The following is a 15,987-nucleotide window of genomic DNA, read 5'->3' on the forward strand; positions in this document are numbered from 1 at the left end:
GTGGTGCCTCACTATCGTCCTTCGGCGCGCCACAGCGCATCGAGGCCGTGCCGGTAGGTCGGGTGGACCAGCGTGATGCCGAGCTCGCGCTTCAATTTCGCGTTCGAGACACGGGCGCTGCTGGCATAGAAGCTGCGGGCCATCGCCGACATCTCCGCCGTCGCGAACGCCTCTTCGGGCGGCGGCGCAACGCCCATCAGCTCAGCCGCATAGGCGATCACGTCCTGCGGCGGCGCGGGCTCGTCATCGCAGACGTTCCAGGTGCCGCCGCTTCCGTGGCGAATGGCGGCCATGATCGCGCTCGCGATATCGTCGACATGGATGCGGTTGAAGACCTGGCCGGGCTTGATGATGCGCCGGGCCGTGCCCGCCCGCAGCGTCGCCAGTGCGTTGCGGCCGGGGCCGTAGATGCCCGCAAGCCGCAGGATCGCGGCAGCGCCGCGCGCCGCCTCCATCCATGCCTGCTCGGCAGCAACCCGCATGCGCGCGCGCTCGAGGGTGGCCTGCGGCGGGGTGCTCTCGTCGACCCAGCCGCCGCCGTGATCGCCGTAGACGCCGATGGTGGAGAGATAGACGATCTTGCGGCGGCGCGCCGCCAGCACGTCGCCGAACGCTGCGATTGCGGGATCGCCAGCGCTGCCGGGCGGAATCGAGATGAGAAGGACGTCGGCCTCGCCGATGCGTTCGGCCGTCGTGCGATCCGGATCGCTCCCGGAAAAAGGATGCACCTCGATGCCGGCGAGATCATCCCGCTGCACAGGATCCCGCACGGTGCCGGCGACGTGCGAGAAGGCGCCGCCGAATTTGCCGACGAAATGCCTCGCGCTGTAGCCCAAGCCAAGAATGAAGAGCCGCATGCCTCTGCCGTGCCGGTCGGAGTTCCCTTCGCGCATGCTGCGCGTCCCCGCTCATAAGAGATTTTTGGGTCCGGCAAAAGATATTGCGATTTGTCTCGCCCGCGGCCTCGGGCGATGGTTGCTCCGCACCGAGGGGCGCCATGATCATGCAGGCAGAAGCAGTCACGATTGCGCCATCCCGCGCCGCGGAACTGGTCCGGCGCGCGGCTGCGCTGATCTTCGACGTCGACGGCACCCTCGCCGAGACCGAGGAGCTGCATCGGCGGGCCTTCAACCATGCCTTCGCCCGCCACGGGCTCGACTGGCAGTGGGACCGCGCCCTCTACAAGGAGCTGCTGCGGGTGACCGGCGGCAAGGAGCGCATGCGCGCCTACCATGGAAGGCTGCCGATCGCTCGGCCATTGCCGGATGCGGACATCGCCGCGCTTCACCGCATCAAGACCGCGCATTACGCCGAGCTGGTCGAAACCGGATGCTGTCCCTTAAGGCCGGGCGTGATCGAGCTGCTCGCCGCGGCGAAGGCGCGCGGCCAGCGGCTTGCGATTGCGACCACGACCTCGCACGGCAACATCGATGCGCTGCTGTCGCAGGCGCTGGGGACGACCTGGGCTGCGGAGTTCGACGCGATCGTCGCCGGAGACGACGTGAGACACAAGAAACCCGCGCCGGACGTCTATCTCGAAACGCTGGCACGGCTGAAGCTGGCTGCGGCGGACTGCGTCGCCATCGAGGATTCCGCCAACGGGCTGATCGCGGCCTCACGCGCCGGCATTCCCGTTCTGATCACCCGGAGCATGTTCTTTGCGGATGATGACTTCAGCGAGGCGCGGGCCGTGCTGGATGATCTGTCGGAACTCGGGAGCGCAAGCCGGAAAACTGAAAAACAACCCCATGCACCGTAGAACGGCCGGCGTGCCGGCGGCGTTCAGTGGACGCGGTGGCTCGTTCTATCGTCTTCTTCCTGTTCGACAATCTGCGCGATCGGGCTGGACTGGTGATGCACCAGGCGCCAGTCGTCCCCGACGCGGCGGAAATGGTTGGCGGCGGCCAACGCGGTGCCGTCGACGATCTCGATGCAGAGCACGCGGGCGCTGTCGCCGTCGATGATCGCCTGCGGCTCGGCGCAGACGATCTGCGGCCGCTCCGGATTTTGCAGGATGTCGCGCCAGCTTCCGATCACGGTGGCGCGCCCGATGATGGCCGGCCAGCCGGGATGGATGCAGGAAATGGCGTCGTCATCGGCCCACATCCGTTCCATGCCGTCGAAGTCGCCGGTCGAAAACGCGGCGTAGAAGGCCGCGTTGGCGGCGATGATCTTGCTGTCCTTTGCCATCGCTCTCGGGTGGGGCAAGGACAGGCAAAAATCAAGCGCGACTTCCGTTCGATTTCGCGTTCGATTCGAACTGCAGTGCAGCATTGCCCGCTTTGTAGTCAGGCCGACACGAGCATTGCCACCGCCCGCCGCGCGCCACCCTGATAGAGTTGGCCGAGCGCCGCGGTCACGGCCTCGCGCAGGCGCGGCTCGGAACCGAGCGGCCCGAACACCTTCTCGACCCCAAGCAATGCGGGCGCGAGCCGCTCGGCGACGGGTCCCGCCTCGCGCGCCAGCGCGGCGAACTCGGCGGCGAGCGGATCGCGCACCTCGATGGCGCGGCCCTGCTCGTCGAGGCCGGTGACGTAGCGCATCCAGCCAGCCACCGCGAGCGCATGGGTGGCGATCGGTAAATCCTTGCGCAGGCGATCCTGCATCGCGCCGAGCAGGCGCTGCGGCAGCTTTTGCGAGCCGTCCATCGCGATCTGCCAGGTGCGGTGATGCAGCGCCGGATTGGCGAACCGCTTCAGCAACGAGGCGCGATAGGCGGCAAGGTCGGTGCCGTCTGGCATCGTCAGCGTCACCGCGGCGTCTTCCATCACCTGCGCGGCGAGGCGCGCGAAATGCGGATCCTGCATGGTGTCGGCGATGGTCTCATAGCCCGAGAGATAGCCGAGATAGGCCAGCGCCGAATGGCTGGCGTTGAGCAGCCGCAGCTTCATCAGCTCGAACGGCTTGACGTCGGCGACGAGCTCGACGCCGGCTGCGGCGAGATCGGGCCGGCCCGCGCTGAAGCGGTCCTCGACGACCCATTGCGTAAAAGGCTCGGTCATCACGGGCCAGGCGTCGCGCATGCCCAGCGCGTTTGCGACCGCATCGCGGTCGCTATCCGTCGTCTCCGGAACGATACGGTCGACCATGGTGGAGGGGAAGGCGACCGTATCCGCAATCCATTTGCCGAGATCCTTCGACCGCAGCGCGGCGAACTGCGTCACGATGCGCTGCACGGTGTGGCCGTTGGCGGCGAGGTTGTCGCAGCACAGCACGGTGAAGGGCGGAAGACCCTGTGCCCGCCGGCGCGCCAGCGCAGCCACGATGAAGCCGGGCGCCGAACGTGGCGCATCGAAATTGTTCAGGTCGTGCACGATGTCGGGATGCCGCTCGTCGAGGTCGCCGGTCTGTGGCGTGTGGCAATAGCCTTTCTCGGTGACGGTGAGCGAGACGATGCGAACGGCGGGATCGGCCATCCGCTCGACCAGGGCTGCCGGGTTTTCGCGTGCGACGACGCTGTCGAGCAGCGCGCCGATCACCCGATGCTCGGTGCCTTCGGCGGCACGTGTGGCAACCGTGTAGAGATGATCCTGCGGGGCGAGGGCGTCGCGCGTGTCCGGGCTGCGCAGGCTGGCGCCGATGATGCCCCAGGACGTGGCTCCTGCGGCAAGGCAATCGTCGATGACGACCGCCTGATGCGCGCGATGAAAGGCGCCGAGACCGAGATGCACGATGCCGGGCGTGATGCGGGAACGGTCATAGGCCGGGCGGCGGACGCCGGGCGGCAGCCGCTCGAGATTGGCGCGGCCAAGGCGCGTTGAACCTGGGCGCATGGACGTCTCCCTTTGCTTTGCCGCTGCTTGACATGGCACCCGTATCAGGTCAATGCTCCGGTCAATTGGTAAGACCAATTTTCCAAAATTGGCGGGCCGCGGGCTGGAATGCCCCGCGCGACCCTTTCGGGAGGACCAGCGTGCCGCTGGAAGCTGTGGAGGCGAGACGGCTTTATCGCCAGGTCGCCGATCAATTGCGAAGCCTGATCGACAGCGGCGAGTACGCGGTCGGCAGCCGCTTGCCGACCGAGCGCGAGCTCGCCGAGCAGCTCAAGGTCTCCAGGCCGACGGTGCGCGAAGCCTTGATCGCGCTCGAGGTCGAGGGACGCCTGCGCATCCGCGTCGGTTCCGGCATCTATGTGATCGAGCCCGCTTCCGTTGCTGCGCCCGCGCCAGCTTCCGTCATCGAAGGCCCGTTCGAGCTGCTGCGCGCCCGTGAATTCCTCGAAAGCGCCATCGCCGAAGAGGCCGCGCGCGTCGCGACAAAGGACGACATCGCCCGCATCGATGCCTCGCTTCTCGCGATGGAGAAGGTCGAGCATCCCGGCGAAGCCTCGATGGTGCACGACCGCGCGTTCCACGTCGCGATCGCCGGGAGTCTCGGCAACGCCGTTCTGGTGCGCGTGGTCGGCGAGCTGTTCGACCAGCGCCTCAATCCCTATTTCGCGCAGCTTGCGCATTATTTCGAGAGCCCGGGCACCTGGCGCACCGCGCTCGACGAGCATCGCGCCGTGCGCGAGGCGATCGCGGCGAACGATCCGGACGCCGCGCGCGAGGCGATGCGCGAACATCTGGCGCGCTCGCAGGAGCGCTTCGCGCAGAACTTTGGCGCAGAAACCGTTGGAGGATCGTCGTCGGGACGCAGCCGCACGGCGCGACCCGCGGCAAAGCCGTCGAAACCGAAGCACGCGCCGAAGACGCGGGTTGCGGGCAGCGGCGCGCGGCGGCGATGAGATTGTACGGCCCGCATCCGTGCCGGGGCGGGTGAACAAGAAGCAGACTTGAACTATGGAGGAAAAGTCGATGTTGAAGAAGATGACGATTGCAGCAGTGATCTCCGCCGCTACGCTGCTGGCTGCGACCAGTGCCAGCATGGCGCAGACCAAGCTCAAATGGGCCCATGTCTACGAGACCTCGGAGCCGTTCCACACCGCCTCGGTCTGGGCCGCGCAGGAGATCGGCAAGCGCACCAACGGGCGCTACGCGATCGACGTCTATCCGGCCTCGCAGCTCGGCAAGGAGGCCGATATCAACCAGGGCCTGTCGCTCGGTTCGGTCGACATCATCATTTCCGGCTCCAGCTTCGCGGCCAAGAGCTTCCCGCCGATCGGCGTGACCTACTATCCCTACACCTTCCGCGATGCCGATCATCTGCTCGCCTACACCAAGAGCGACATCTTCAAGGAGCTCGCCAAGGGCTATGAGGACAAGAGCGGCCACCACATCGTCGCGGTGACCTATTACGGCGTGCGCCAGACCTCGTCGAACAAGCCGATCAAGACCTGCGCCGACATGAAGGGCCTGAAGATGCGCGTGCCCGACGTGCCGGCCTACCTCGCGATGCCCCGCGCCTGCGGCGCCAACACCGCGCCGATCGCGTTCGCCGAAGTCTATCTCGCGCTCCAGAACGGCACCGTCGAGGCGCAGGAGAATCCGCTGACCACGATCGAGGCCAAGAAATTCTACGAGGTGCAGAAGCACATCGTGCTGACCGGCCATATCGTCGATCACCTCAACACCGTGATCGCCGGCGCGCTGTGGAAGAAGCTCAGCGATGAGGACAAGAAGATCTTCACGGACGTGGCGCAGGAAGCTTCCGCCAAGGCGACCGGGGAGATCAAGCAGAACGAGGCCAAGCTGGTCGCCTTCTTCAAGGACAAGGGCCTGAGCGTGACCGAGGTCGACAAGAACGAGTTCCGCGACACCGTGCTGAAGAACGTCGCGTTCGAGACCTTCGGCTATCGCAAGGCCGACTGGGAAAAGATCCAGGCGGTGAAGTGACGACGTAGTCGTCATCCCGGGGCGGTCCGTAAGGACCGAGCCCGGGATCTCGAGGTTCCGGGTCTGGTGCTAGCGCACCATCCCGGAACGACGATTTGGAGAGGAGCAACCCATGTCGACCGCCGAAATCCACCGGCAGATCACTGCGGACGAAATCGCCCATACTTTCGAGGAGGAGGCGACGCCGAAGGTCGATCTCGGCGTCTACGCGTTAGAGGATTGGGTGGCGCTCGCGATCTTCTGGGTGATGGCGCTCGCCGTCTTCCTCCAGTTCTTCACCCGCTACGTGCTCAACGACAGCTACGCCTGGACCGAGGAGATCGCGACCTATTGCCTGATCGGCGTGGTGTTCATCGGCTCCTCGATGTGCGTGCGGCTGTCGCGGCACATCCAGGTCGACCTTGTCTATCGCTATCTGCCTCATCTCGTGGCGCGGGCGCTGTCGACGGTGATCGACCTGATCCGGATCGCCTTCTTCGGCTACGCCATCAAGCTGGTCTGGGTCTACATCCAGATCATCGGCGACGAGCAGATGACCACGATCAATCTTCCCAAGGACTACGTCTATTACGCCGTGCTGCTCGGCTTCGTGCTGATGTTCGCACGCTCCGTGCAGGTGGCCATCCAGAACTGGCGGCAGGGTTATTCGGTCCTCGAACGTCCCGGTGCCTACGACGGATCGGAAGGATAAGACCATGCTGCTGTTGCTCGGAGGCTTCCTCGTCCTGATGCTGCTCGGCGTTCCCGTGGCGATCGCCATGGCCGCGTCGTCGCTGCTCTACATCCTGGTCAGCGGCGTGACGCCCGACGTCACGCTGGCGCAGCGCATGATCGCCGGCGTCGAGAGCTTTCCGCTGCTCGCCGTGCCGTTCTTCATCCTGGCCGGCAATCTGATGAACATCGCCGGCGTCACCGGGCGCATCTACAAATTCGCCGTCGCACTGGTGGGGTGGATGCGCGGCGGCCTCGGCCACGTCAACATCATCGGCTCGGTGATCTTCTCCGGCATGTCCGGCACCGCGATCGCGGACGCCGCCGGTCTCGGCACCATCGAGATCAAGGCGATGAAGGACCACGGCTACTCCACCGAGTTCTCGGTCGGCGTCACCGCGGCCTCGGCGACGCTCGGGCCCATCATCCCGCCGTCGCTGCCCTTCGTGATCTACGGCATGATGGCGAACGTCTCGATCGGCGCGCTGTTCCTGGGCGGCGTCATTCCGGGCGTCGTGCTGACGTTGTTCATGATGGCGACGGTCACCTACTTCGCGCACAAGAACAAATGGGGCAGCGACACGCCGTTCTCCTGGCCGCAGCTCGGTTCGGCTGGGCTGGAAATCGCCATCGTGCTCTCGTTCCCGCTCGCGATCTGGCTGATGGTGCTGGCCGGCATGTCGGTCAACATGGCTGTGGTCATCGGCCTCGGCACACTGCTCTTGATCGACTGGTACTTCGACTTTTCCGCGGTGATGGCGCTGATGGCGCCGGTGATCCTGATCGGCGGCATGACGCTCGGCTGGTTCACGCCGACGGAAGCCGCCGTCGCCGCCGTGATCTGGTCGCTGTTCCTCGGTCTCGTGCGCTACCGCACCATGACTTTCAAGACGGTCGCCAAGGCGACATTCGACACCATCGAGACCACGGCCTCGGTGCTGTTCATCGTCACCGCCGCCTCGATCTTCGCCTGGCTGCTGACGGTGTCGCAGGCAGCCCAGATGCTGTCGGACTGGATGCTCAGCATCACCCACAACAAATGGGTATTCCTGGCGCTCGCCAACGTGCTGATCCTGTTCGTCGGCTGCTTCATCGACACCACGGCGGCGATCACCATTCTGGTGCCGATCCTGCTGCCGATCGTGCTCAAGCTCGGCATCGATCCGATCCACTTCGGTCTGATCATGACGCTGAACCTGATGATCGGCCTGCTGCATCCGCCGCTCGGGATGGTGCTGTTCGTGCTCGCCCGCGTGGCAAAACTCTCGGTCGAGCGCACGACGGTGGCGATCCTGCCCTGGCTGGTGCCGCTGATGCTCGCGCTGATCGCGATCACCTACATTCCCGAACTCACCCTCTGGCTGCCGAAATACATGGGACTTTCCAAATGACCTCTATCGCTCTCGCCGCAACCCTGTTCGGTCCCGAAGATCTGCGTATGGTCGAGCATCCGCTCGACAAGCTCGCAGACGGCATGGTGCGCATCCGCTTCGGCGCCGGCGGCATCTGCGGCTCGGACATGCATTATTTCCGCCATGCCCGGACCGGCGATTTCGTGGTGAAGTCGCCGTTGGTGCTCGGCCACGAGATCTCCGGCGAGGTCGTCGAGATCGCAGGGGCGGCGGCGAACCTGAAGGTCGGCGACCGCGTCGCCGTCAACCCGTCGCGCTGGTGCGGCCATTGCGTCGCCTGCCGCGAGGGCCGGCCGAACCTGTGCGAGAACATCTACTTCATGGGCTCGGCCTCGAAGACGCCGCACATGCAGGGCGGCTTCGCCAATTACTTCGATGCGATCCCCGCGCAGTGCGTGAAGATCCCGGATCACGTGTCCTATCAGGCCGCGGCGCTCGCCGAGCCGCTCGCGGTCTGCCTGCACGCGGTCGCGCGCGCCGGCAATATCGAGGGCAAGCGCGGCATCATCTTCGGCGCCGGCCCGATCGGGCTTCTGACCATGCTCGCCGCGCACCGCGCCGGCATGGCCGACATCACCGTGGCCGACATCGCGCCGGCGCCGCTGGCTTTTGCGACCAAGCTCGGAGCCTCGCATGTCGAGAACGTTTCGGGTGGCGAGGAAGGTTTGAGGGCTCAGGCCGCGTCGCGACCCTACGACGTCGCCTTCGAGGTCTCGGGCACGGCCGCGGGCCTTGCCAGCGCGATTGGCATCGTCAGGCGCGGTGGCGTCGTGGTGCAGATCGGCAATCTGCCAGGCGGCCAGATCCCGACGCCGTCCAACGCGGTGATGGCCAAGGAGATCGACCTGCGCGGCTCGTTCCGCTTCGGCTTCGAATTCGCAACCGCCGTGGAACTGATTTCCGGCGGCAGCGGCGACGTGCTGTCGCTGGTCACCGCCGAGCGTCCGCTCTCGACCGCGCCGGACGCGCTCAGGCTGGCGCTCGACCGCTCGCAAAGCGTCAAGGTCGTGCTGACCGCGAACTGATCCGGGAGAATTTCGATGATGCTCGAAGGTTGGCGTTGGTATGGGCCGGACGATCCGGTCTCGCTCGACGATGTCAGGCAGGCCGGGGCGACCGACATCGTCTCGGCGCTGCATCAGGTGCCGATCGGGGAAGCGTGGACGCGCAAGGCGGTCGAGGAACGCAAGAATTTTATCGAGAACGGCCAGCCGGGTCGCTCGCAACTGACGTGGTCGGTGGTGGAATCGATTCCGATCCCCGACGATGTCAAGCGGCTCGGCGGGAAGGCGACGAAATCCATCGAGGCGTGGATTGCCAGCCTGGAGGCGGTCGCCGGCGCCGGCATCAAGATCATCTGTTACAACTTCATGCCGGTCGTCGACTGGTGCCGCACCGATCTCGAATGGGAGCTGCCGAACGGCGCCCGCGCCATGCGCTTCGACCAGGACCGCTTTGCCGCGTTCGAGCTGCATATCCTCAAGCGTCCGGCTGCCGCGCAGGAATATTCGCCCGAACAACAGGCTCGCGCGAAAAAGCTGTTCGAGCAGATGAGCCAGGCCGATGTCGATTATCTCGTCATGGTCATCGCCAGCGCGCTGCCGGGCTCGACCACCGAGCCGATGACCATCCCGCAATTTCGCGACCGGCTCGAGACCTATCGCGACATCTCGCCGAAGATCCTGCGGCAGCATCTCGCCGAATTCCTTGCGCGCGTGACGCCGGTGGCCGAGCAGCTCGGGGTGTCCCTGACCTTGCATCCGGACGATCCGCCGCGCCCGCTGTTCGGCCTGCCGCGCATTGCGTCCTCAGCCGACGATTATCAGGCGCTGTTCGACGCCGTCCCGTCCAAGGCCAACGGCATCTGCCTGTGCACGGGCTCGCTCGGCGTGCGCTCTGAGAACAATCTGCCCGAGATGGCCGAGCGCTTCGGCCCGCGCATTGCCTTTGCGCATCTGCGCGCGACCAAGCGCGAGGCCGACGGGCTGTCGTTCTACGAGTCCGATCATCTCGACGGCGACGTCGACATGGTCGCGGTGCTGAAGGCGCTTCTGAAGGAGAATGCCCGGCGCTCGCCCGACAGGCAAATCGTGTTCCGTCCCGATCACGGCCACCGCATGTTGGACGATCTCGCCGCGACCAAGCGCACCAATCCCGGCTACACCGCCATTGGCCGCCTGCGCGGCCTCGCCGAGCTCCGCGGCGCCATCAGGGCGATCGAGCATCGTTGAGGCGGCAGGTGCAGTAGCCCGGATGGGCGAAGCGATATCCGGGACAATCCCGCATGTCGCTTTGCGCTTGCGGGCTACGGGTCATCATTCCTGCTGCGCCGTCACCCGATCGCGAAATCCGCTGCCGTCTCGGCGTGAATGGCCGTGGTGTCGAACGTCTCCACCGATGTATCGTCCGGGCCGACCAGCATCGTGATCTCGGTGCAGCCGAGGATGATGCATTCGGCGCCGGCGGCAACGAGCGCTGCCATGACGTCCCGATAGCGACGGCGCGAGGGATCGGCCACGACTCCAAGGCACAATTCGTCGTAGATGATCCGGTTCACATCGGCGCGCGCGTCGGCGGCGGGAACCAGCACGTCGAGATCATGCGCGCGCAGCCGGTCCACGTAAAAGTTCTCCTCCATCGTGAACTTCGTGCCGAGCAGCCCGACCCGCCGATATCCTTCGCCCGAATTCGTTGCGCCGTCGCGTCGCCAAGGTGAATGAATGGAACGGTCACATTCGACATGATGGCGGGCGCCAGTTTGTGCATCGTGTTCGTGCACAACACGATGGCTCGCGCGCCGGCGCCCTCAAGACGCCGCGCGACGTCCGCCAGGCTGGCCGCCGCCTCCGTCCAGCGGCCCGCATACTGCATCTGCTTGATCGCCTCGAAATCGTAGGAATACATCAGCAGCGGAGCCGAATGCAGCTTGCCCATGCGATCGCGGACCCGCTCATTGATGAGCTTGTAGTAAAGCGCAGTGCTCTCCCAGCTCATGCCTCCGATCAGCCCGATGGTTTGCATTCCGGTGCTCCCGACGATTTGGTCGGCCGGATCGTAGACCAAGATGTCGAAGCTCGCCATCTCCAGTCCAGGAGCGCCGCAGCACGAGCGGTCGTGCAAACGGCACCGACGGGCATGACGCCTGCGCAGGCTATGAGAGCCTTTCGACCTTGCGCGCTCTCTCGGCCTGTCTTACGCAGTTCCCGAATAAGTGCGTATCGCCAAAGCCCTGAGGGAGCCGACATGACCATCCGCAACACCCGCACCGGGGGCCAGATCCTGATCGACCAGCTCGTCGCGCAAGGCGTCGATCGCGTCACCTGCGTGCCGGGCGAGAGCTATCTCGCCGCGCTCGACGCGCTGCATGACAGCCCGATCGACGTCATGATCTGCCGCGCCGAGGGCGGCGCGGCGATGATGGCGGAGGCCTACGGCAAGCTCACCGGGCGGCCCGGAATCTGCTTCGTCACCCGCGGCCCCGGCGCCACCAATGCCAGCCACGGCGTCCACATTGCGATGCAGGATTCGACGCCGATGCTCCTGTTCGTCGGCCAGGTCGACACCGGCATGCGCGAGCGCGAGGCGTTCCAGGAGCTCGACTACAAGGCGGTGTTCGGCACCATGGCGAAATGGGCCGTCGAGATCGATCGCCCCGATCGCATTCCGGAACTGGTGGCGCGCGCCTTCCGCGTCGCCATGCAGGGTCGCCCCGGTCCCGTGGTGATCTCGCTGCCGGAGAACATGCTGACCGAGACCGCGGCCGTGGCCGACGCCATGCGCATCGAGCCGGCGGTGAGCTGGCCGGCGCCGGCCGACATCGAAAAGCTCGGCGCCATGCTTGCGAGCGCCAAGGCGCCGCTCGTCATCCTCGGCGGCTCGCGCTGGACGGAAGAGGCGACCAGGAGCATCGCGCGCTTTGCCGAGCGGTTCGACCTGCCGGTCACGACCTCGTTCCGTCGGGCCTCCTTGATCGACGCCGACCATTCGCACTATGCTGGCGATCTCGGCATCGGGCCGAGCCCGGGCCTGAAGGCGCGCATCGAGAATGCCGATGTCATCCTGCTCATCGGCGGCCGCATGTCGGAGATGCCGTCCTCCTCCTATACGCTGCTCGACATTCCGAACCCGCAGCAGAAGCTGATCCATGTACATCCGGGCTCCGAAGAGCTCGGCCGCGTCTATCAGCCTGATCTCGCGATCCAGGCGACACCTGCAGCGTTCGCCGCCGCCGTCGAGACGCTGAAGCCTTCAGGCGCGGTCGCCTGGAAGGGCGAGGCCGCCAAGGCCCACGCCGATTACCTCGCCTGGACCGAGAAGGCGCGCGAGCTGCCGGGCTCGTTCCAGTACGGCCAGGTCATGACCTGGCTGCGCGACCGCCTGCCCAAGGACGCCATCGTCTGCAACGGCGCCGGCAATTATGCCGGCTGGATCCATCGCCATCACCGCTTTCACAGTTTTGCGGCCCAGCTCGCGCCGACCTCGGGCTCGATGGGTTATGGCGTGCCGGCGGCGGTGCTTGCGAAGCGGCAATATCCGGATCGTACCGTTGTCGCCTTCGCCGGCGACGGTTGCTTCCTGATGAACGGCCAGGAGTTCGCGACGGCCGTGCAATATGACGCAGCCCTGGTCGTCATCGTCGTCGACAATTCGCAATACGGCACCATCCGCATGCACCAGGAGCGCGACTATCCCGGCCGCGTCGTCGGCACTCAGCTCAAGAACCCGGATTTTGCGATGTACGCGAAAGCGTTCGGCGGCCATGGCGAGCGCGTCGAGCGCACCGAAGAATTCGCGCCGGCGTTCGAGCGCGCGCTGGCCTCCGGCAAGCCGGCGATCCTCCACTGCATCATTGATCCACGCGCGATCTCGGTCGGCAAGGATTTTGCGCCCGCGGTGAAGGCGTAAGCGATGGCGACCGGCCGCCACGTCGCCATCATCGGTGCCGGCGCGGTCGGTGTGATCAGCGCCATCGAGGCGCTGCGCGAGGGCCATCGCGTCACGCTGATCGATCCGGGCGAGCCCGGCGGCGAACAGGCGGCGAGCTATGGCAATGCCGGCTGGCTCTCGTCCCATTCCGTGATCCCGCCGGCCGAGCCGGGCATCTGGAAGAAGGTGCCCGGCTATCTCATGGACCCGCTCGGCCCGCTCGCGATCCGCTGGTCTTATCTGCCGAAGGCGCTGCCCTGGCTGATCAAGTACCTGCTGTCGGGCTGGACCGAGACGCGGGTCGAGACGACGGCGTTCGCGCTGCGCGATCTGTTGAAGGACGCGCCGCTGCTGCACCGGAAGCTCGCGGAAGAAGCCGGCGTGCCCGAATTGATCGAGCGCAACGGCGTGATGCATGTCTTTCCATCGCGCGGCAATTTCGACAACGATCTCGGCTGGCGTCTGCGCAAGAAGGTCGGGGTCGAATGGCTCGAGCTTTCCGCCGACGAGATGCGTCAGCGCGAACCTGACCTGCATCCGCGCTACACCTTTGGCGTGGTGGTGGAAGAGGCCGGCCGCTGCCGCGATCCCGGCGCTTATGTCGCCGCGCTCGCCAATTATGCGCTGGCGAGCGGCGCGAAATTCGTGCGCGCCAAGGCGACGGGCCTCAAGCTTTCCGGCAATCAGCTGGTCGCGGTCGTCACCGAGACCGGCGAGGTCGCCTGCGATGCCGCGGTGGTCGCCGCGGGTGCCCGGTCGAAGCAGATCACGGCCTCGATCGGCGATCCGCTGCCGCTGGAGACCGAGCGCGGCTATCATGTCATGATCGAGAATCCGGAATCGGGGCCGCGCAGCTCGATGATGGCGTCGGACGCCAAGATGGTGGTGAACTGGACCGACAAGGGCCTGCGCGCCGCCGGTACCGTCGAGATCGCGGGCCTGGAGGCCGCCCCGAACTGGAAACGCGCCGAGATCCTGCGTAACCACCTCGTCAGCATGTTCCCCAAACTGCCGAAGGACATTCCGACGTCGCGCATCAAAACCTGGTTCGGGCATCGGCCGAGCATGCCCGACGGACGTCCCTGCATCGGCTATGCGCGCGCTTCGCGCGACGTCGTGTATGCTTTCGGCCATGGCCATGTCGGCCTGGTCGGTTCGGCCCGTACCGGCCGGCTCGTCGCCCAGCTCGTCAGCGGCAAGCCGCCTGAGATTCCGCTGGCGCCGTTTGCGCCCGATCGTTTCCTCTGAGGTCGCAGCATGACCAGTTCCGCCAATTCGTCCTCTCGCATCGCCCGTGGCGGCAAGGCCATCTACGGCGCGCCTCCCTATACGGCAGCGCTTCAGGCCGAGGTCGGGTTGCCCGTCTACGCCATCTATTCCATGATCACCTGGTTTCATGCGGGGCTGCGCCCGCGCGTCTTTGCGTGAGCGCGTCCGCGAGATCGTCACAAGTCCTGGAGTGAACCCATGAAATTATCCGGCAAGGTCGCCGCCATCACCGGCGCAGCGCGCGGCATCGGCAAGGCCTGCGCACAGCGATTTCTCGACGATGGCGTCAAGGTCGTGATTTCGGATGTCGATGCTGATGGGTTGGCGGCGACCGCCGCCGAGCTCGGTCGTCCCGATGCCTTGCGCACAATCGTCGGCAATGTCGCCAAACGGGCAGACGTGGATCAGCTCGTCGGCACGGCCGTGAAGGAGTTCGGCCGGCTCGACATCATGGTCAACAACGCCGGCGTTGCCCGCAACCGGGACATCCTCGAGATTACCGAAGAGGAGTTCGACGAGATCATCGGCATCAATCTGAAAGGCGCGTTCTTCGGCGTGCAGGCGGCCGCCAGGCAGATGATCGCGCAAGGCAGCGGGGGTGGCGTCATCATCAACATGTCCTCGGTGAATGCGCTGCTGGCGATCCCGGCGCTGGCGACCTACGCGATGTCCAAGGGCGGCATGAAGCAGCTGACGTCAGTTGCCGCCGTTGCGCTCGCCCCGCACAACATCCGCGTCGTGGCGGTCGGACCGGGCACGATCCTGACCGACATGGTGGCGTCATCCATCTACACCTCTGAGGATGCCCGCAGGACCGTGATGTCGCGGACGCCAGCCGGCCGCGGCGGCGAGCCGAGCGAGGTCGCGTCCGTCGTGGCATTCCTGGCGAGTGATGATGCGTCCTACATCACGGGGCAGACGATCTACCCGGACGGCGGCCGGCTGATCCTGAACTACACGGTGCCGGTGAAGGAGAAGTAGGGGCTGCATCTCAGTAGTCATGCCCGGGCTTGACCCGGGCATCCACGTCTTCCAGCAATCGCGGTGTTGCGTGGATGACCGGGACAAGCCCAGCCATGACGGCGGGGTCTGCAAGCTTCACTCCGCCGCAACCGTCATCCCGTGACCCAGCCGCTTCGAGATGCTGCCGGCGCAGTCGCGCAGCGCGTGGGCGATCGGGCTGTCCCAGCGTGCGTCGAAGGTGCCTTCGGGCCCCATCGCGGTGATGACCAGCGCGACATGGCCGGAATGATCGAAGACGGGGGCCGAGAACGCGTTGACGCCGGGCAGGGGATCGCCGAGCGCGCGGGCAAGGCCGTGCTTGCGGACCTCAGCGAGCATCTCGGCGAGCTTGGCACCTTTCACCGCGCGCTTCGGATTGTAGCCGACGCCGTGACGATCGAGGCCGCTTTCGAGCGCGGCATTGATCGTCTTCTCCGGCAGGAACGCCGCGAAGGCCCGGCCGGTCGCGGTCTCCAGCAGCGCCATCACCGAGCCGGCGCGCATGACGATGTGAACCGGCTGCGCCGGCTCCTCGAGCTGCACCACGGTTGGGCCGTGCGTGCCCCAGACCGCGAGTGAGACCGCATGTCCGATCTGGCTCGCGATCGCGGCAATCTTCGGCCTGGCGATGCGCACGCCGGAGAGCCGGCGCAGGCTGATCAGGCCAAGCTCCAGCGCCAGCGCGCCGATCTCGTAGCGACCGGTGGTCTCGTCCTGCTCGATCAGCCCGATGCGGGAGAAGCTGGCCAGATAAGGATGGGCCTTGGCCGACGTCATGCCGGCCTCGCGCGCGAGATCGCGCAGCATCATCGGCTCGCCGCACCTTGCGAGCGCGCGAAGCAGTTCTCCGCCGACCTCGATCGACTGAATGCCGCGGCTTTCTCTCTTCATGC

General features: G+C 66.0%; 14 protein-coding genes and 2 pseudogenes. 11 read left to right on the forward strand and 5 right to left on the reverse strand.

The window, feature by feature from the left end; all coding sequences use genetic code 11:
* Positions 1-11: 11 nt before the first annotated feature.
* The gene (locus IVA81_RS24815; RefSeq protein ID WP_247323204.1) at positions 12-857 is read right to left on the reverse strand and encodes an SDR family oxidoreductase; all 846 of its coding nucleotides are present in this window, start codon (positions 855-857) and stop codon (positions 12-14) included.
* A 146-nt stretch (positions 858-1,003) separates the two neighbouring features.
* Here IVA81_RS24815 and IVA81_RS24820 point away from each other — a divergent pair, with 146 nt between their 5' ends.
* Positions 1,004-1,759 (forward strand): HAD family hydrolase, encoded by a 756-nt coding sequence (locus tag IVA81_RS24820; RefSeq protein WP_247323206.1) that lies wholly within the window; start codon positions 1,004-1,006, stop codon positions 1,757-1,759.
* A gap of 23 nt (positions 1,760-1,782) precedes the next feature.
* Here IVA81_RS24820 and IVA81_RS24825 read toward each other — a convergent pair whose 3' ends face one another.
* Positions 1,783-2,190, reverse strand: a complete 408-nt coding sequence (locus IVA81_RS24825; RefSeq protein ID WP_247322819.1) for a nuclear transport factor 2 family protein — start codon at positions 2,188-2,190, stop codon at positions 1,783-1,785.
* Between the two features lie 98 nt (positions 2,191-2,288).
* Positions 2,289-3,773: a mannitol dehydrogenase family protein gene (locus IVA81_RS24830; protein ID WP_247322821.1), complete on the reverse strand. Its 1,485-nt coding sequence runs from the start codon at positions 3,771-3,773 to the stop codon at positions 2,289-2,291.
* 140 nt (positions 3,774-3,913) lie between these two features.
* Between IVA81_RS24830 and IVA81_RS24835 the strand changes: the two genes are divergently transcribed.
* From IVA81_RS24835 to uxuA, 6 genes are all read left to right on the forward strand, one after another.
* On the forward strand, positions 3,914-4,726 hold the full coding sequence (locus IVA81_RS24835) for a FadR/GntR family transcriptional regulator (protein ID WP_247322823.1): 813 nt from the start codon (positions 3,914-3,916) through the stop codon (positions 4,724-4,726).
* 70 nt (positions 4,727-4,796) lie between these two features.
* Positions 4,797-5,774 carry a sialic acid TRAP transporter substrate-binding protein SiaP gene (locus IVA81_RS24840; RefSeq protein ID WP_247322824.1) on the forward strand — a complete coding sequence of 326 codons (978 nt, stop codon included), beginning with the start codon at positions 4,797-4,799 and terminating at the stop codon, positions 5,772-5,774.
* 112 nt (positions 5,775-5,886) lie between these two features.
* A complete protein-coding gene (locus IVA81_RS24845; protein ID WP_247322831.1) occupies positions 5,887-6,465 on the forward strand; it encodes a TRAP transporter small permease in 579 nt (192 codons plus the stop codon).
* Positions 6,466-6,469: 4 nt separating this feature from the next.
* Complete coding sequence (locus IVA81_RS24850; RefSeq protein ID WP_246931254.1) at positions 6,470-7,876, forward strand: TRAP transporter large permease; 1,407 nt, start codon at positions 6,470-6,472, stop codon at positions 7,874-7,876.
* A complete protein-coding gene (locus tag IVA81_RS24855; protein WP_247322833.1) occupies positions 7,873-8,922 on the forward strand; it encodes an L-idonate 5-dehydrogenase in 1,050 nt (349 codons plus the stop codon). The genes IVA81_RS24850 and IVA81_RS24855 overlap by 4 nt, the downstream gene beginning before the upstream one ends.
* Before the next feature lie 15 nt (positions 8,923-8,937).
* Complete coding sequence (gene uxuA / locus IVA81_RS24860; protein ID WP_247322835.1) at positions 8,938-10,128, forward strand: mannonate dehydratase; 1,191 nt, start codon at positions 8,938-8,940, stop codon at positions 10,126-10,128.
* A 101-nt stretch (positions 10,129-10,229) separates the two neighbouring features.
* Here uxuA and IVA81_RS24865 read toward each other — a convergent pair.
* Positions 10,230-10,918: pseudogene (locus tag IVA81_RS24865) on the reverse strand (aspartate/glutamate racemase family protein).
* A gap of 222 nt (positions 10,919-11,140) precedes the next feature.
* On the opposite strand from IVA81_RS24865, the gene IVA81_RS24870 reads away from it, so the two are divergent.
* From IVA81_RS24870 to IVA81_RS24885, 4 genes and pseudogenes are all read left to right on the forward strand, one after another.
* The gene (locus tag IVA81_RS24870; RefSeq protein ID WP_247322836.1) at positions 11,141-12,802 is read left to right on the forward strand and encodes a thiamine pyrophosphate-binding protein; all 1,662 of its coding nucleotides are present in this window, start codon (positions 11,141-11,143) and stop codon (positions 12,800-12,802) included.
* 3 nt (positions 12,803-12,805) lie between these two features.
* The gene (locus IVA81_RS24875) at positions 12,806-14,071 is read left to right on the forward strand and encodes an FAD-binding oxidoreductase (protein ID WP_247322838.1); all 1,266 of its coding nucleotides are present in this window, start codon (positions 12,806-12,808) and stop codon (positions 14,069-14,071) included.
* Between the two features lie 72 nt (positions 14,072-14,143).
* Positions 14,144-14,251, forward strand: a pseudogene (locus IVA81_RS24880) (aspartate/glutamate racemase family protein); the annotation flags it as partial.
* 39 nt (positions 14,252-14,290) lie between these two features.
* Positions 14,291-15,073 carry an SDR family oxidoreductase gene (locus IVA81_RS24885; RefSeq protein WP_247322840.1) on the forward strand — a complete coding sequence of 261 codons (783 nt, stop codon included), beginning with the start codon at positions 14,291-14,293 and terminating at the stop codon, positions 15,071-15,073.
* A 117-nt stretch (positions 15,074-15,190) separates the two neighbouring features.
* Here IVA81_RS24885 and IVA81_RS24890 read toward each other — a convergent pair whose 3' ends face one another.
* The gene (locus IVA81_RS24890) at positions 15,191-15,985 is read right to left on the reverse strand and encodes an IclR family transcriptional regulator (protein ID WP_247322843.1); all 795 of its coding nucleotides are present in this window, start codon (positions 15,983-15,985) and stop codon (positions 15,191-15,193) included.
* Positions 15,986-15,987 lie beyond the last annotated feature (2 nt).

The sequence above is a fragment of the Bradyrhizobium sp. 141 genome (genome assembly GCF_023074055.1).
Classification (GTDB): domain Bacteria; phylum Pseudomonadota; class Alphaproteobacteria; order Rhizobiales; family Xanthobacteraceae; genus Bradyrhizobium.

Excerpts from the sequence above, each read along its gene's own strand:
- IVA81_RS24815 (WP_247323204.1), bottom strand. The coding sequence starts at position 857 with ATGCGGCTCTTCATTCTTGGCTTGGGCTACAGCGCGAGGCATTTCGTC.
- IVA81_RS24820 (WP_247323206.1), top strand. The coding sequence starts at position 1,004 with ATGCAGGCAGAAGCAGTCACGATTGCGCCATCCCGCGCCGCGGAACTG.
- IVA81_RS24825 (WP_247322819.1), bottom strand. The coding sequence starts at position 2,190 with ATGGCAAAGGACAGCAAGATCATCGCCGCCAACGCGGCCTTCTACGCC.
- IVA81_RS24830 (WP_247322821.1), bottom strand. The coding sequence starts at position 3,773 with ATGCGCCCAGGTTCAACGCGCCTTGGCCGCGCCAATCTCGAGCGGCTG.
- IVA81_RS24840 (WP_247322824.1), top strand. The coding sequence starts at position 4,797 with ATGTTGAAGAAGATGACGATTGCAGCAGTGATCTCCGCCGCTACGCTG.
- IVA81_RS24845 (WP_247322831.1), top strand. The coding sequence starts at position 5,887 with ATGTCGACCGCCGAAATCCACCGGCAGATCACTGCGGACGAAATCGCC.
- IVA81_RS24850 (WP_246931254.1), top strand. The coding sequence starts at position 6,470 with ATGCTGCTGTTGCTCGGAGGCTTCCTCGTCCTGATGCTGCTCGGCGTT.
- IVA81_RS24855 (WP_247322833.1), top strand. The coding sequence starts at position 7,873 with ATGACCTCTATCGCTCTCGCCGCAACCCTGTTCGGTCCCGAAGATCTG.
- uxuA (WP_247322835.1), top strand. The coding sequence starts at position 8,938 with ATGATGCTCGAAGGTTGGCGTTGGTATGGGCCGGACGATCCGGTCTCG.
- IVA81_RS24870 (WP_247322836.1), top strand. The coding sequence starts at position 11,141 with ATGACCATCCGCAACACCCGCACCGGGGGCCAGATCCTGATCGACCAG.
- IVA81_RS24875 (WP_247322838.1), top strand. The coding sequence starts at position 12,806 with ATGGCGACCGGCCGCCACGTCGCCATCATCGGTGCCGGCGCGGTCGGT.
- IVA81_RS24885 (WP_247322840.1), top strand. The coding sequence starts at position 14,291 with ATGAAATTATCCGGCAAGGTCGCCGCCATCACCGGCGCAGCGCGCGGC.
- IVA81_RS24890 (WP_247322843.1), bottom strand. The coding sequence starts at position 15,985 with ATGAAGAGAGAAAGCCGCGGCATTCAGTCGATCGAGGTCGGCGGAGAA.